Here is a 15,214-nt window from a genome sequence, read left to right on the forward strand (position 1 = left end):
CGGGCCCACCGGGGTGTTCGTGGTCCTCGCCGCCGGCGCCGCCGTGGTGCCGGTGTGGGCCGGCCGGGCCGCCCCCGCGCGGCCGGCGCGGCCGCGGCAGCGCCAGACGGTGGTCGACCTCGCGCGCCGGCTCTCCGCCCCGGCCTTCCTGCGCCCGACCTCGGCGCTCGCGGGCACCACGGCGGCGCTGGCGACGGCCGTCGGGTTCCTGCCGGTGCTCGGGACCGCGTCCGGGCTCAGCCCGATCGTGACCGGCGCCGTGGTGGCGTGCCTCGCGCTGGCCTCGACGCTGGTCCAGCCGCGCGCGGGCCGGGCGCACGACCGCGGCAGGCTGAGCACCCGGACCGCGCTCGCGGCCGGGTTCGCGCTGATGGTGGCCGGTTTCGTCCTCGCCGCCGTGGTCACCGGGATCGGCGCGCTCGTGGCGTCGGCCGTCGTCATCGGGCTCGGGGTCGGCATCGCCACCCCCGTCGCGTTCGCGTCGCTGGCCGCGTCCTCCCCGCCGGAGCGGCTCGGCCAGACGATGGGCTCGGCCGAGGTCGGACGCGAGCTGGGCGACGCCGGCGGCCCGCTGCTCGTCGGCGTGGTGGCCGCGGCCGCCTCCGTGGCCGCCGGCCTGGGCGCGCTGGCCGCCGTGCTCGCCGTCGTCGGGGTGGCGGCGACCGCCGGGCGACATACCGCCCCCGCCCCGACGGACGGCGGGCCCGGCTGAGCCGGGGGACAACCCCCGCGAGTCCGGGGGACAGCCCCGGACGACCGGAGGCGCGTCCCCATTGTCCGGATCCCGCCGCGCCGACACCCTCGGACCACCGGCGGCCCGCCCCACGCGGTCCGCACGTCGGGTGGAGCAGCGGGGGACCACATGTCGATCACACGAGCCGGCACGCAGCCGGGCGAGCACGGGCCGCCGACCCCTGGCCGGCCGGACGTGCCGCTCTCGGAGCTGGTCGTCGTCGACCGGCACGAGGCGCAGGGCTGGCGGGTGCGCCGGCACGAGCGCCTCGACTCGGTCTTCGAGGAGCGGTGCGACTGGATCCGCGAGTACGGCCGCGCCGGGCAGCTCGCCGTCGACGCCCCCGGCGTCTCCCTGACCTACGACGAGCTCGACGCCCGCGCCAACCGGCTCGCCCGCTACCTGCGGCTGCACGGGGCCGGGGCCGGCGACCGGGTCGCGCTGCTGTTCGACGAGCGCGTCGAGGCCTACGTCGCGCTGCTCGCCGTCCTGAAGATCGGCGCCACGTGCGTGCCGCTCGACCCGGACGCGCCGGCCGACCGGCTCGCGTTCGTCGTCGCGGACACGTCGGCGCGGATCGTGCTCAGCCGCTCGCACCTGCGTGGCCGGGTGGCGGGCCCGGAGGCGCTGCGCAGCGGCGGCGCCGACGTGCTCGCGGTCGACGAGGCCGCCGCGCTGATCGCGGAGATGAGCCCGCAGCGGCTGCAGCCCGCCGAGCGGGGCGGGCTCGACGACCGGCCCGCGTACGTGGTGCACGTCGCCGACGACTCGGGGTGGTCCGAGGGCGTCGCCATCGACCACCGCGCCATCTGCAACGCCGTGCGCATCGCCTCGGAGACCTTCGGGATCCGCGGGCACCGCCTCTACCAGGGCCGCGCGCTGTCCTCCGGCGGCGGCATCGAGGAGGTGTGGATGGCGTGGGCCGCCGGCGCGACGCTGGTGCCCGCGCCCGACGGCCCCGCGCTGCGCGGCCCGGCACTGCACACCGAGCTCGACGAACGCCGCGTCACCGCGCTGTGCACCACCCCCGCGCTGCTCTCGACGCTCGAGCGGGACCTGCCCCGGCTGCGGTTCCTGCTGGTGTCCGGGGAGCCGTGCCCGCCCGGCCTGGTTGCGCGGTGGCACCGTCCCGGCCGGCGCCTGCTCACGGCGTACGTGCCGCCCGGCGCGACCGTGACCGCGGCCTGGGCCGAGGCGCACCCGAACCGGCCGGTGACGGTCGGCACGCCCCTGCCCACCTACGCGGCCGTGGTGCTCGACCCGGAGTTCCCCCTGGCCCTGCCGCACGGGGAGACCGGCGAGATCGGCGTGGCCGGGCTCGGCCTCGCGTGCGGCTACCTCGACTCCGGCGACGCGTTCGTCGACGACTTCCTCGGCATCCCCGGCAACCCCTCCGGCCGGATCTACCGCACCGGCGACCTGGGGCGGGTCGACGCCGGCGGGGAGATCGAGTACCGCGGCCGCATCGCGCTGCAGGTCGTCGTGGGCGGCGAGCGCATCGACCTCACGGCGATCGAGTCGGTGATGCTGGCGGTCCCCGGCGTCGCGTCCGCGGTCGTGGTCGCGCACGGCGCTGCCCCCGACGGCACCGAGCTGACCGGCTACTACACCTGCCGGTCCGACCGTCCCGCCGACGAGCAGGAGCTGCGGATCCGGCTGCGGGACCGGCTGGCCGCGAGCCACGTCCCGGGGCGGCTGGAGCGGCTCGCCACCCTCCCGCTGACCACCGACGGTCGCGTGGACCGTGCGGCCCTGCCCGCCCTGCCCGCCCTGCCCGCCCCGCAGAGCGGCACCGAGTTGGCGGTGCTGCGGGCCGAGAACGCCCGGTTGCAGGAGCAGATCGAGGAGCTCCAGCCCCACGGCGAGCAGCAGACCGAGCCCCCGGCCGAGCCGCGGCCCGACGTGCTCACGCTGGACCAGATCCTCCGGCCCGCCGCGCCTCCGGCGCCGGAGGTCCTGACCCTGGACCAGATCCTGGCCGCACCGGCCGCCCCCGCACCGGCCGCGCCCGCCGTTCCCACGCCCGCGCCCGCCCCGGCGCCGGCCCCGGTCCCGGCTCCGACCGGGGCTCCGGCCCCGGCCGCGCCGTCGCACGCCGGCCTGGCCGCCGCGCTCGCCGGCGTGCTGGCCGAGGTGCTGGCCGTCGAGCACGTGCCCGTCGACCTCAACGTGTTCGACGACCTGGGCGCCGACTCGATGGTGATGACCCGGTTCTGTGCGCGGCTGCGCACCCGCGAGGACCTGCCGTCGGTCTCGATCAAGGACGTCTACGCCCACCCGACCATCGCCGGCCTCGCCGCGGCCTTCGCGGGCGCCATGCCCGCCCCCGCCCCGGCGCCCGCCGGCGGCGCGACGGTGGTCGAGGGGCTGGCGCAGGTCCTGGCCGAGGTGCTGGCCGTGGACCACGTGCCCGCCGACCGCAACGTGTTCGACGACCTCGGCGCGGACTCCATGGTGATGACCCGGTTCTGCGCGCGGTTGCGCACTCGCGAGGACCTGCCGTCGATCTCCATCCGCGACGTCTACGCCAACCCGACGATCGCGGGCATGGCCGCTGCGGCCGCACCCGCCTCCGTCCAGGCCCCGCCGCGGGCCCCGGTCGCCCCCGTGCGGCACAGCACCGTCGGCTACCTGCTCACCGGGTTCCTCCAGCTCGCCAGCTTCCTGCTGTACGTGACGGGCCTGGGCTACGTGATGGACCGCGCCTACGTCTGGATCCTCGGGAGCACCGGCCTGCTGGACATCTACGTGCGCTCCGTCGCCGCCGGCGCGGCCGCGTTCCTGGCGATGTGCGTCCTGCCCGTCGTGGCGAAGTGGGTGCTGATCGGGCGCTGGAAGGAGGGGGAGATCCCGGTCTGGAGCCTGCGGTACTTCCGGTTCTGGCTGGTCAGGGTCCTGACCCGGGCCAACCCGCTGGTGCTGGTCATGGTCGGGTCGCCGCTGTACACGCTGTACCTGCGCGCGCTGGGCGCGAAGATCGGCAAGAACGTCGCGATCTTCACCAAGCAGCTGCCCGTCGCCACCGACCTGCTCACCATCGGCTCGGGCACCGTGATCCGCAAGGACGCCGTGCTGCTGGGCTACCGGGCGCACGCCGGGACGATCCAGACCGGGCGGGTCACGCTGGGCCGCGACGTGGTCGTCGGCGAGAAGAGCGTGCTGGACATCGGCACCGCGATGGGCGACGGCGCGCAGCTCGGGCACGCGTCCTCGCTGCATCGCGGGCAGAGCATCCCGGCGGGGCAGAGCTGGCACGGCTCGCCCGCGGAGCCGACTCGGACCGACTTCCGGGCCGTCCCATCGCTCCGGATCCGGGCGCTGCGCAAGGCCGGTTACGTGACGAGCCAGCTGGCCAAGCTGTTCGCGATCTACCTGCCGCTGGGCTTCGGCGGCCTGTTCATGCTGCTCACCGAGGTCCCGCGGTTCGCGGAGCTGCTGCAGCCCGGCGCGGCCGGGCACACCACCGCCCACTTCTACGTCAACGCCGTGATCGAGTCGGTCCTGCTGATGGTCGGCGGACTGCTCGTCGGGCTGCTGGTGGTGTTCACCGTGCCGCGGATGCTGGCGCCGTTCGTGCGGCCGGACCGCCTGTACCCGTTGTACGGCTGGCGGTACTCGCTGCACCGCACGATCACGCGGCTGACGAACGTGCGGCTGTTCGTGTACCTGTTCGGCGACAGCTCCTACATCGTCAGCTACCTGTACCTGCTGGGTTACGACCTGGGGAGGGTCGAGCAGACGGGCTCGAACTTCGGCTCGAACCTGGCCCAGGAGACGCCGTTCCTGACGTCGGTGGGGCGCGGCACCGTCGTGGCCGACGGGCTGTCGGTGGTCAACGCCGACTTCGGCAGCACCTCGTTCCGCACGTCGCGGGTGGCCATCGGCGCGAACAACTTCCTGGGCAACAACATCGCCTACCCGATCGGCGGCCGCACCGGCGACGACTGCCTGCTCGCCACCAAGGTCGCGGTGCCGATCGACGGGCCCGTCCGCCACGGCGTGGGGCTGCTCGGCTCGCCCGCCTTCGAGATCCCGCGCACCGTGCAGCGGGACCGCGTCCTGGAGATCGACGTCCGGGAGCGCCGCCGGCGCCTGCGCCGCAAGAACGGGCACAACCTGCGCACCATCGGGTTGTTCCTGCTGGTCCGCTGGGGTCAGGTGCTCGGGACGCTGCTGCTGGCGCTGCTCGCGGTGGACCACTACCACGACTGGGGCCCGGCCGCGTTCGCCGTGCAGTCCGCCGCGACCCTGCTGTTCACGATCCTGTGGTTCGCGTTCTGGGAGCGGCTGGGGAACGGGTTCCGGCGGCTGCGCCCGCAGTCGTGCTCGATCTACGACGTGCGCTTCTGGCGCCACGAGCGGTACTGGAAGCTGATGGTGCCGCCGCTGGACCGGCTGCTGGCCGGCACGCCGTACAAGAACCTGCTGATGCGCCTGGTCGGCACGAAGGTCGGGCGGCGGGTGTTCGACGACGGCGGCGCCGTCCTCGAGCGCAGCCTGACCACCATCGGCGACGACTGCACGCTGAACTTCGGCAGCATCATCCAATGCCACTCGCAGGAGGACGGCGCCTTCAAGTCCGACCACATCGCCATCGGCTCGGGTGTGACACTGGGGGTCGGCGCCTTCGTGCACTACGGCGTGACCCTGGGCGACGCGGTGGAGATCGCCCCCGACTCCTTCGTCATGAAGGGCGAGGAGATCCCGGCCGGGGCGCGGTGGGGCGGCAACCCCGCGCGCGAGCTCCCGGCCGTGCCGACAACGGTGTAACACGGCGAGCGACCACTCCGATACGCAGCGTGACGGGCCGGCGGCGATGCCCCCCGGCCGCCGGCCCGTCCCGGACCCGTCCCGGCCCGGCCCGTCGCTGCAGGAGGCGATCGCCCATCACCGACATGACGAACCCCCAGGGGTGCCGGCTCGAGATCGAGGTGGGGGACCGGACCCTCGTCCGCCTCTCCGGCGAGCTCGACGCACCCGACACCCGCAGCGCGCGGAAGCTGCTGACGGCCTACATCCGGGCCGGCACCACGATCGTCGTCGATCTCGCGGCGGTGACCCGGGTCGACCCGAGCGGCCTCGCCGCGCTGCTCGACCTCCACGAGCTGGCCCGCCAGCAGGGCTCCCGGCTGGTCGTCGTGACCGGTGAGGGGGGCGGGCCGGCGCACCGGGCGCTGGAGGCAGCCGGCCTGACCGGCACGGTGGACGTCCGGCCGGCCCTCACGGACGGATGAGACTCCCGTGGTCCCGGCGGTGTGGACCACGGGGAGTGCGGCCCGAACCAGCCCGGTCGCCGACGAGGCGACCGGGCCCGGAGCCGGAAGGGGGGCGCCCCGATCGTGCTCCGCCACGGGACCGCCGGCCTCGGCCGGGCGACCCCGCGCCGACCGTCCCGTGTCCGCGCGGTCCCCAGCAGGGCCCAACGGCCCGTCGGGCAGGGACGGAGGCCCTCCGCGAGGGCCCGGTCCCGCTGCTCAGGGCTCCGTCCGGCCCACCGGGAGGGACAGCTCGGCGAGCTCCCCGATCTCCCCGAGCGCGGCGTACAGCTCGGCGGGGGTGCGCGGGCGCGCCGCGGAGCCCAAGGCCCGCAGGAGCCGGTGGACGCCCGGCGCCCAGGCCGGGCCCAGCCGCGCCGAGCGCAGCAGCTCCGCGTCGCCGAGCACCTCGTCGACCGGGGCCACCCGCACCCGGCCCCCGGCCACGACGGCGACCTCGTCGGCCCACCGGTGGGCGAGGTCGACGTCGTGGGTGGAGAGGACGACGGTCGTCCCGGCGCGGTGCAGCTCGTCGAGCGTGGCGAGGAGTTCCTCGACGCCCGCCGGGTCCAGCCCGGCCGTCGGCTCGTCGAGCACCAGCAGGCGCGGGCGCATCGCGACCGCACCGGCGATCGCGGTGCGCTTCTTCTGCCCGAAGGACAGCAGGTGGGTCGGGCGGTCGGCGAGGTCGGCGATGCCCAGTGCGGTGAGCGCCGCCTCCACCCGGGCGGTGACCTCGCCGGGGGACAGGCCCAGGTTGAGCGGGCCGAACGACACGTCCTGCGCGACGTCGGCGGCGAAGAGCTGGTCGTCCGGGTCCTGCAGGACCAGCTGCACCTGCTCGCGCAGGCGGCTCAGGCCGCGCCGGTCGCGGCGGACGGGGTCGCCGTCGAGCAGCACCCGGCCCCCGCCCGGCTCGAGCAGCCCGAGCAGGAGCCGGAACAGGGTCGTCTTGCCGCCGCCGTTGGGGCCGAGCACGGCGAGGCGGCGGCCCTCGTGCAGGGACAGCGTCGCCCCGGTGAGCACCGGCCGCGCCGGGTCGTAGGCGAAGACCAGGCCGTCGGCCTGCAGGATCGGGGTCACCGGCGTCCTCACCTCGGCACCAGCAGGAGCGTCGCCGCGACGACGGCGGCGAGCAGCAGGCAGGTCGCCGCGACGAAGGCGGGGGAGAGCTCGCGCGCCGCGACCTGCACGCGCAGCGATCCGGTGTAGCCGCGGGAGGCCAGCCCCTGCTCCAGCCGCTGGGCCCGGTCGAAGGCGCGCACGAACACCGCCGCGCCCTGCCCGCTCAGCGAGCGGTACGAGGTCCGCCAGGTGCGGAAGCCGAGCCGGCCCGCCTGCGCGTCCCGGACCGCCCGCAGCGACTCCAGCAGCAGGAACAGGAAGCGGTAGGTCAGCGCGGCGACCTCGGTGACCGCCGGCGGCACCCCGAGCCGGTTCAGCCGGGGCAGCAGGTCGGCGAGCGGGGTCGTGGCGGCGAACAGCAGCAGGCACAGCAGGGCGGCGGTCGCGCGACCGGCCAGCTGTGCCGCCTGCGGGAGCCCGGCGGGCTCCCACCGCAGCCACGGGTCCCCGCCGACCGCGACCAGCAGCGGCAGCATCCCCGTGACGACGAACCCGAGCGGCACCCGGACCGCCCGCCACAGTGCCCGGCCCGGCAGCCCGGCCGGGCCGAGGACCAGCACCAGGGCCACCCCGCCGGTGATCGCCGCGCCCGGCCACGTGGGCAGCACCAGGGTCAGGACCAGCAGGCCGAGCGAGAGCAGCGCCTTCTCCCCGGGATGCCGGGTCCGCCACCGGTTGGTGTAGGCCGCCGCGTCGAGCGGCAGCATCAGGCGGTGTCCTCGGGAGGCTGCACGGTCGTGCCGCGACCGAGCCGGCGCTTGGTGCGGGCCACGCCGAAGTAGTAGCCGAGCACGCCGGCGCCGATCGCGGCCTGCAGGGCGAACAGCCCCGAGGCGATCTCCTCGGAAGGTGGCTCGTAGATCGCCGTGAACCAGGGCCGGTAGTCCGGGTGGGACTCGGTGATCGCCTCCTGGGCGACACCGTCGGCGCCCCCGAACTCGCCCTGCACGAACAGCACCGGGATCGCGGCGAGCGCCACGACGGCCAGCACCAGCAGCCAGTTGACCAGCGTGGAGCGCTTCACGCGCCGACCTCCTTCGCCGTCGACGTCGCGGGCGGGGTGGGCAGCACCCCGAGGCGGCGCAGCTCGTCCGGGCTCACCCGGACCAGCAGCCGCACCACGAGCAGGGTCAGCAGGCCCTCGCTCACGGCGAGCGGGATCTGCGTGATCGCGAAGATCGAGCCGAACTTCACGATGGCGCCGCCGACGCCGGACGCGGCGTCGGGGAAGGCGAGGGCGAGCTGCACGCTGGTCACGCAGTAGGTCGCGAGGTCACCCAGGGCCGCCGCCAGGAACACCCCGAGCCCGAGGCCACCGCCCGCCCGCCGGACCAGCCGGTACGTCCCGTAGGCCACCCACGGCCCGACGATCGCCATGGAGAAGACGTTCGCCCCGAGCGTCGTGAGCCCGCCGTGGGCGAGCAGGACGGCCTGGAAGAACAGCACGATCGTCCCGAGCAACGCCATCACGGGTGGTCGGAACAGCACCGCCCCCAGGCCGGTGCCGGTCGGGTGCGAGCAGGAACCGGTCACCGAGGGGATCTTCAGCGCGGAGAGCACGAAGCTGAACGCGCCCGCCGCGCCGAGCAGCAGCTTCGAGTCGGGGTCCGTCCGGACCTGGTGCACGACCGCCCGGGCCCCGTGCACCACGAACGGCGCGGAGGCGACGGCCCACGCCGCGGCGTGCAGGGGTGGGAGATAACCCTCGGCGATGTGCACGACCCGCTCCTTCCGGACACTTCCGCGGACCGTGGGACCGTAAGGTTCCGCTCCGGATCAGGTCAACGGTTGAACACTCCTTCAACTGTGGGTCGGGTCACCGCCGCGTCGCATTGCGGGCTGTCGTCCGGGATCGGGCCGAGCAGTTCGATCCCGGAGCGGGCGGCGACGGCGAGGACGTCGTCCATCCCCGGCTCCCCGTCCAGTGCGGCCACCGCGCGCAGGAACCCCTCCATCGGCGCGCCCGGGGCGTGGACGACGAACGCCACCGCGTCCCGGTCGGACTCGTTGCGGACGGTGTGCGGGGTGCCGCCGACCAGCGGGACCACGGCGCCCGTCCCGGCCGTCACTCGCCGGCGGTCCGGGTCGTCGGCGCCGCCGACGTAGAAGGTGAACTCGCCGCTCGTGACGTAGTAGACCTCGCCCGGGTCGTGCCGGTGCATCACCGGTGGGCCGCCGCCGGGCGGCATGCGGATCTGGATCGCGAAGAGCGCGCCGCCGGTCTGCTCGCAGGTCGCGACCACGGTGACCTCGTCCGGGCCGGTGTGCAGGCGTTCGGCCGTGTGATAATCGACAGGTAACTTGTCCATGTCGAGAGAATAGACAGGGAGCTTGTCCAGTGTCGAGGGGTCTGCCCGAGTGGAAGGGTGCCGAGCGGCCGGCCAACCTCGCCGTGCTGATGCGGGAGGCCTTCGTGGCCCTCAACGCCCGGGCCCTGGCCCGGCTGGCCGAACGCGGCCACACCGCGGTGCGCGCGGCCCACGGCGCCGTCTTCCAGTACCTGGACGACACCGGCACCACGGTCAGCGTGCTCGCCGAGCGCGCCCAGATGACCAAGCAGGGCATGGCCGAGCTCGTGCGGCACCTCGAGGTGCACGGCTACGTGCACCGCGTGCCCGATCCCGCCGACCGGCGGGCCAAGCTCGTCGTCCCCACCGACCTCGGACGGGACGTGATCGCGATCGCCCAGGACCTCGTGCCCGAGCTCGAGCGGCAGGTCGCCCGGCTGATCGGCGCCGACCGCGTCGACGCCCTGCGCGTGGACCTCGAGGCAATCCGCGCCGCGTACCGGGCGCAGGGCTGAGTCGTCGTCGAGGCCGTCGCCCACCCACACGTGCTTCGCCTGAGCCCCCGCACGACGCCCTCGCCCGAGCTCCCCCGGGGCGAGGTCGTCGCGCGTGTTGCGGTCGGGCGCCGGCCGTCGGCACGACGTCGCGCCGGTCGGCCGCGGGACCGTCAGGCCTTCAGCAGGGCCTCGGCCAGGCCGGCGGGCTCGGTGAAACAGGCCTCGTGGCTGCCGGGGGCGGCGACCGGGGTGACCCCGAGCCGCCCGGCGAACCGGTCCCAGCCGTACTCGCCCGGCGGCAGTGCGACGTCCTCGCTGCTCAGCACGTAGGCGACGGGCACCTCGAGCGCGGCGGGGTCGAGCGGCTCGACGGTCTCGGTGAAGTACTGGAAGGGCTGCGGCACCATCAGCGCGTGGACGGCCCGCTGGACCTCCTCCGGCGCGTCGTTCATGAACGCGGCCTGCCAGACCTCGAACGGCATCGCCACGGAGTTCGTGCCGGACGCCTGCGCGAGCTGGGTGAACAGCTCCTGGTACTGCGGCGGCACCTCGTCGTACAGCGACCGGCCCGCGGCGGGCACGAAGGCGCTCCAGTACACGACCTTGCGCAGTCGGCCGGCGAGCCGCGGCGCCGCGCCGGTGATCACGTAGCCGCCCCAGCTGTGCCCGACGAGCGTGACGTCCTGCAGGTCCTCCCGCTCGACCAGGTCGACGACGGCGTCGACGACGTCCGCGAGGTGGTGCCGGGTCGGGTCGTCGCCGTCGTGCAGCCCCGGCAGGGTCGGGGTGAGCACGCGGTGGCCCGCGGCCCGCAGGTGCTCGGCCACGGGCCGCCAGGCCCAGCCGCCGTGCCAGGCGCCGGTGATCAGCACGAAGGTCTCGGACATCGGGTGCTCCTCGTCGAGTGGGGTGCGCACATCCTGGCGAGCGTCCCCCAGACGTGTCAATCACGCGCCGGTCGACCGGAGATCGGCGCAGCTTGCCGGTGATCGCGTCGTGGGTGCGACCGCCCGGGGTGGGACACTGGGGCCCGGCGCACGGCGTCCGTGCGCGCGGGGGAGGTGGGTTCGTGAAGGCGCGGTCACTGGTCTTCGACCTGTTCGGCGACTACCTGCGCTACCGGGGCGGGGAGGCCCGGCTGCGCAGCCTCGTGTCGCTGATGGGGTGCTTCGACGTCCCCGAGCCCACGGTCCGGGTCGTGGTGACCCGGCTGCGCAAGGAGGGCTGGCTGTCCAGCCGCAGGGACGGCCGCGAGACGGTCTACGCCCTCACCGACGCCGCCTGGGCGCTGCTCGACGAGGGCCGCGAGCGCATCTTCCACCGGGCCCAGGGCCCGTGGGACGGGCAGTGGCACATGGTCATCTACTCCGTGCCCGAGACCGAGCGGGGGCTCCGCGAGCAGCTGCGCAAGAAGCTCGCGTGGTTCGGGTTCGGGCCGCTGTCCTCGGCGGTCTGGCTGAGCCCGCACGACCGCACCGGGCTGGTCCGCGAGGCCTTCGCCGGCGAGCCCGCCGTGCAGCTCGACGTCTTCCGCTCGCGGTCGGCGGGGACCGCGGCGGACCGGGACATCGCCGCCCGGTCCTGGGACCTCGCGGAGCTCGACCGGGCGTACGCCGAGCTGCTGGAGACCTACCGGCCGCGGCTCGCCGCCTACCGGGCCGGCGAGCTGCAGGGCGCCGACGCCCTGGTCGAGCGCATGAACCTGATCCACGACTACCGCCGCTTCCCGTTCCGCGACCCGGACCTGCCGCCCGAGCTCCTCCCGGAGGGCTGGAGCGGCCGGCTCGCCCACGAGGTGTTCCTCGAGGCCCACGGGCTGCTGCGGGGCCCCGCCGAGGCCTGCGTCGACGCGCTCACCGGGACGGCGATGCAGGAGGAGGAGGCGGGTTAGGCCGGGGTTAGGCCCGCCGCCCCGCCCCATTAGTTACAGGATCTGGACGGTCGTCGGCGTCACGTTGTAACGTGACCTCCGCACCCGCCATGGTGGCGGCGTGCGTTCACCGACGAGGAGCGTGGTGCCCGTGTCACGGACGACAGGACCGACCACCCCCCGGTCCGGACTCGTCGTGGTCGCCCTGTGCTTCCTGACGATCGTCTTCGACGGCTACGACCTGATCGTCTACGGCTCGGCGGTGCCGAGCCTGCTGGCCGAGCCGGGCTGGGACCTCGGACCGGCGCAGGCGGGCGCCATCGGCAGCTACGCCGTGGCCGGCATGCTGATCGGCGCGCTCGGCGCCGGTGCGGTGACCGACGCGCTCGGCCGCCGCCGGATCATGCTGGTCGGCATCACCTGGTTCTCGGTGCTGATGGTGGCCTGCGCCTTCGCCCCGAGCCCCGGCGCGCTGGGACTGCTGCGCTTCCTCGCCGGGCTGGGGCTCGGCGGCGTCATCCCGTCGGCGATCGCGCTGACCGTCGAGTACGCCCCGCGCGGCCGACGGCAGCTCTACAACGCGCTGATGTTCGCCGGCTACTCGGTGGGTGGGGTGCTCGCGGCGGTCCTCGCGCTGCTGCTGGCCGCGGACCACGGCTGGCGCCCGCTGCTGGCCGTCGGCGCCGCACCGCTCGTCGTCGTGCTGCCGCTGGCGTGGCGGTTCCTGCCCGAGTCCGTGGGCTACCTGCTCGCGAAGGGTCGCGACGACGAGGCGGCGGCCCTCGCGGCCCGGTACGGCGTGGACCTGCCCGCCCTGCGCGAGGAGCGGGCGGCCGCGGCGGGGGCGGCCGGACCGAAGGCCCTGTTCCGCCGGGGCACCCTCGCCGCCACGCTGCTGTTCGGCGCGGCCAGCTTCTGCGGCCTGCTGCTGGTCTACGGGCTGAACACGTGGCTGCCGCAGATCATGCGGCAGGCCGGCTACCCGCTCGGATCCGCGCTGACCTTCCTGCTCGTGCTCAACCTGGGGGCGATCGTCGGCGCCGTCGTCGCCTCGCTGCTCGCGGACCGGTTCGGCCCGAAGCCGGTCACCGTGGCGGCGTTCCTGCTGGCCACGGCCTGCCTGGCGGTGCTGAGCCAGCGCGTCGACACCGGGCTGCTGCTCGTCGCGGTCGCCGTGGCCGGGCTCGGCAGCGTGGGCACGCAGATCCTGGTCAACGGGTTCGTGGCCGTGCACCACCCGGCGGCGATCCGCGCGACGGCCCTCGGCTGGGCACTCGGGGTCGGCCGGGCCGGCGCGATCGTCGGGCCGCTGTTCGGCGGCTGGGTGCTGGCGTCGGGCATCGGTTTCGAGTGGAACTTCTACGGGTTCGCAGTGCCCGCGCTCGCGGGTGCGCTGCTCATCGCCCTGGTCCCGCGGCGGCGGGGCGACGGGCCGGCCGCGGTCCCGTCCGACCTCACCGCGGGCACGACGAGGACCGCGGGCACCACGACGACCGCGGGCACGACGAAGGAGGAGACGACGGCATGACCACCGCACCGGAGATCACCCCGCAGGAGCAGGAGCAGCTCGACGAGCTCTACGCGGCCTTCGCCGCCGCGCACATGACGCCGCTGTGGACGCAGATCGGCGGGCTGATGCCGACCAGCCCGCGTCCGGACTCGGTGCCGTTCCTGTGGCGCTGGTCCACGCTGCTGCCGCTGGCCGAGAAGGCCGGCGAGCTGGTTCCGGTCGGCCGCGGCGGGGAGCGGCGCGCGATCGCGCTGGCCAACCCCGGTCTGCCCGGCACCCCGTACGCCACCCCCACGCTGTGGGCGGCGATCCAGTACCTCGGCCCGCGCGAGGAGGCGCCCGCGCACCGCCACACCCAGACCGCGTTCCGGTTCGTGGTGGAGGGCGAGGGCGTGTGGACCAACGTCGAGGGCGACCCGGTCGCGATGCGGCGCGGGGACCTGCTGCTCACCCCGGGCATGCACCTCCACGAGCACCACAACACCACTGACCACCCGATGGCCTGGATCGACGGGCTGGACATCCCGCTGGTCCGCACGCTGGACGCCGGGTTCTTCGAGTTCGGCCCGGACGTGCTGGCCACCAAGGAGACCCCGGAGGTCTCGCGCAACGAGCGGCTGTGGGGCCACCCGGGTCTGACGCCCGTGGGCGCACCGGCGCCGAAGGCGTCCCCGCTCATGGCCTACCGCTGGGAGCACACCGACGCCGCGCTGACCGCGCAGCTCGAGCTGGAGCGCGAGGGGCACCCCGGCGTCGTCGAGCCCGGGCACGCCGTCGTCCGGTTCACCAACCCGGCCACGGCCGGGGACTGCCTGTCCACCATGCGCTGCGAGATGCACCGGCTGCGCGCCGGCACCTCCACCGCACTGACCCGGACCGCGGGATCGTCGGTCTGGCAGGTCTTCGAGGGCTCGGGCGTGGTGACCGTCGGCGACGAGCGCTACGAGGTCGGCCGCGGCGACCTGTTCTGCGTGCCCTCCTGGGCCGGCCTCGCGTTCGACACCGACCCCGGGCTCGACGCCTTCCGCTACTCCGACGACCCCGTCTTCGAGGCCCTCGGCTTGTCCCGGACCGAAAGCACTGCCCGCACCGCACGAGAGGACCGTTCGTGAAGCTCGCGACCATCCGCACCGCCACCGGCACCGCCGCCGTCCGGCTCGACGACAGCGGCGACGATCCCGCCGCGGTGGAGCTGGGGGCCGCCGACCTCGGCGCGTTCCTGGCCCGGCCGGACTGGCGCGCCGCCGCGGAGTCGGCGGACGGCCGGCGCCACGACCTGGCCGGGCTGGACTACGCGACCCTGGTCCCGCGGCCGGAGAAGGTGTTCTGCGTCGGGCTGAACTACCGCACGCACATCCTGGAGATGGGCCGCGAGCTGCCGGAGTACCCGACCCTGTTCGCCAAGTTCGCCCGGGCGCTGGTCGGCGCGTACGACCCGGTCGAGTTGCCGGCGGGGTCGGAGCAGGTGGACTGGGAGGCCGAGCTGGGCGTGGTGATCGGTGCCGAGGTCCGGCACGCCACCCCGGAGCAGGCGGCCGCGGCGATCGCCGGCTACACGGTGGTCAACGACGTGACCGCGCGGGACTTCCAGTACCGGTCGGTGGAGTGGTTGCAGGGCAAGACCTTCGAGCGCAGCACGCCGGTCGGCCCGTGGCTGGTGACCGACGCCGAGCCGGGGGAGATCTCCTGCGAGGTCGACGGCGACGTGGTGCAGAAGGCCGACACCTCGGACCTCGTGTTCTCCCCGGCCGACCTCGTCGCCTACATCTCCCAGGTGATCACGCTGGTGCCCGGGGACATCATCGCCACCGGCACCCCGGGCGGGGTCGGGCACGCCCGCAAGCCCCCGCGCTACCTGGCCGAGGGCTCCGAGCTGGTCACCCGGGTCGAGGGCGTCGGCGAGCTGCGCAACACCCTGGTGAAAGGGGCCTGAGGC

14 protein-coding genes are annotated in these 15,214 nt (G+C 74.9%); 8 read left to right on the top strand and 6 right to left on the bottom strand.

Annotated elements, in window-relative coordinates:
* The 3 genes from AB0B41_RS31285 to AB0B41_RS31295 all read left to right on the top strand — a co-directional run.
* Window positions 1-712: MFS transporter (locus AB0B41_RS31285; protein WP_358209703.1), on the top strand; the 712-nt coding region annotated here is incomplete at its 5' end.
* A gap of 150 nt (window positions 713-862) precedes the next feature.
* Window positions 863-5,503: a Pls/PosA family non-ribosomal peptide synthetase gene (locus tag AB0B41_RS31290; protein WP_358209705.1), complete on the top strand. Its 4,641-nt coding sequence runs from the start codon at window positions 863-865 to the stop codon at window positions 5,501-5,503.
* Window positions 5,504-5,628: 125 nt separating this feature from the next.
* Entirely contained in the window at window positions 5,629-5,967 is a 339-nt protein-coding gene (locus AB0B41_RS31295; RefSeq protein WP_358209707.1) for an STAS domain-containing protein, read from the top strand.
* Window positions 5,968-6,207: 240 nt separating this feature from the next.
* Here the strand turns inward: AB0B41_RS31295 and AB0B41_RS31300 are convergent, their stop codons facing one another.
* From AB0B41_RS31300 to AB0B41_RS31320, 5 genes are all read right to left on the bottom strand, one after another.
* Window positions 6,208-7,071, bottom strand: a complete 864-nt coding sequence (locus tag AB0B41_RS31300) for an ATP-binding cassette domain-containing protein (protein ID WP_358209709.1) — start codon at window positions 7,069-7,071, stop codon at window positions 6,208-6,210.
* A gap of 8 nt (window positions 7,072-7,079) precedes the next feature.
* Entirely contained in the window at window positions 7,080-7,820 is a 741-nt protein-coding gene (gene cbiQ / locus AB0B41_RS31305) for a cobalt ECF transporter T component CbiQ (RefSeq protein ID WP_358209711.1), read from the bottom strand.
* The gene (locus AB0B41_RS31310; protein ID WP_358209713.1) at window positions 7,820-8,137 is read right to left on the bottom strand and encodes an energy-coupling factor ABC transporter substrate-binding protein; all 318 of its coding nucleotides are present in this window, start codon (window positions 8,135-8,137) and stop codon (window positions 7,820-7,822) included. The genes cbiQ and AB0B41_RS31310 overlap by 1 nt, the downstream gene beginning before the upstream one ends.
* Window positions 8,134-8,832: an energy-coupling factor ABC transporter permease gene (locus AB0B41_RS31315; RefSeq protein WP_358209715.1), complete on the bottom strand. Its 699-nt coding sequence runs from the start codon at window positions 8,830-8,832 to the stop codon at window positions 8,134-8,136. The genes AB0B41_RS31310 and AB0B41_RS31315 overlap by 4 nt, the downstream gene beginning before the upstream one ends.
* 62 nt (window positions 8,833-8,894) lie before the next feature.
* Window positions 8,895-9,422 (bottom strand): cupin domain-containing protein, encoded by a 528-nt coding sequence (locus tag AB0B41_RS31320; protein WP_358209717.1) that lies wholly within the window; start codon window positions 9,420-9,422, stop codon window positions 8,895-8,897.
* A 29-nt stretch (window positions 9,423-9,451) separates the two neighbouring features.
* Between AB0B41_RS31320 and AB0B41_RS31325 the strand changes: the two genes are divergently transcribed.
* Window positions 9,452-9,916: a MarR family transcriptional regulator gene (locus AB0B41_RS31325; RefSeq protein WP_358209719.1), complete on the top strand. Its 465-nt coding sequence runs from the start codon at window positions 9,452-9,454 to the stop codon at window positions 9,914-9,916.
* A gap of 152 nt (window positions 9,917-10,068) precedes the next feature.
* Here the strand turns inward: AB0B41_RS31325 and AB0B41_RS31330 are convergent, their stop codons facing one another.
* Window positions 10,069-10,785: an alpha/beta hydrolase gene (locus AB0B41_RS31330; RefSeq protein ID WP_358209721.1), complete on the bottom strand. Its 717-nt coding sequence runs from the start codon at window positions 10,783-10,785 to the stop codon at window positions 10,069-10,071.
* Between the two features lie 182 nt (window positions 10,786-10,967).
* On the opposite strand from AB0B41_RS31330, the gene AB0B41_RS31335 reads away from it, so the two are divergent.
* The 4 genes from AB0B41_RS31335 to AB0B41_RS31350 all read left to right on the top strand — a co-directional run bounded on the left by AB0B41_RS31335 (window position 10,968) and on the right by AB0B41_RS31350 (window position 15,211).
* Complete coding sequence (locus AB0B41_RS31335) at window positions 10,968-11,789, top strand: PaaX family transcriptional regulator C-terminal domain-containing protein (protein ID WP_358209723.1); 822 nt, start codon at window positions 10,968-10,970, stop codon at window positions 11,787-11,789.
* Between the two features lie 130 nt (window positions 11,790-11,919).
* Window positions 11,920-13,296: an aromatic acid/H+ symport family MFS transporter gene (locus tag AB0B41_RS31340; RefSeq protein ID WP_358209725.1), complete on the top strand. Its 1,377-nt coding sequence runs from the start codon at window positions 11,920-11,922 to the stop codon at window positions 13,294-13,296.
* Complete coding sequence (locus tag AB0B41_RS31345) at window positions 13,293-14,390, top strand: cupin domain-containing protein (RefSeq protein ID WP_358209727.1); 1,098 nt, start codon at window positions 13,293-13,295, stop codon at window positions 14,388-14,390. The genes AB0B41_RS31340 and AB0B41_RS31345 overlap by 4 nt, the downstream gene beginning before the upstream one ends.
* Complete coding sequence (locus AB0B41_RS31350; protein WP_358209729.1) at window positions 14,387-15,211, top strand: fumarylacetoacetate hydrolase family protein; 825 nt, start codon at window positions 14,387-14,389, stop codon at window positions 15,209-15,211. Before AB0B41_RS31345 ends, AB0B41_RS31350 begins: the two co-directional genes overlap by 4 nt.
* Window positions 15,212-15,214: the final 3 nt, after the last annotated feature.

It is taken from the genome of Pseudonocardia sp. NPDC049154 (genome assembly GCF_040648315.1).
Lineage (GTDB): Bacteria > Actinomycetota > Actinomycetes > Mycobacteriales > Pseudonocardiaceae > Pseudonocardia.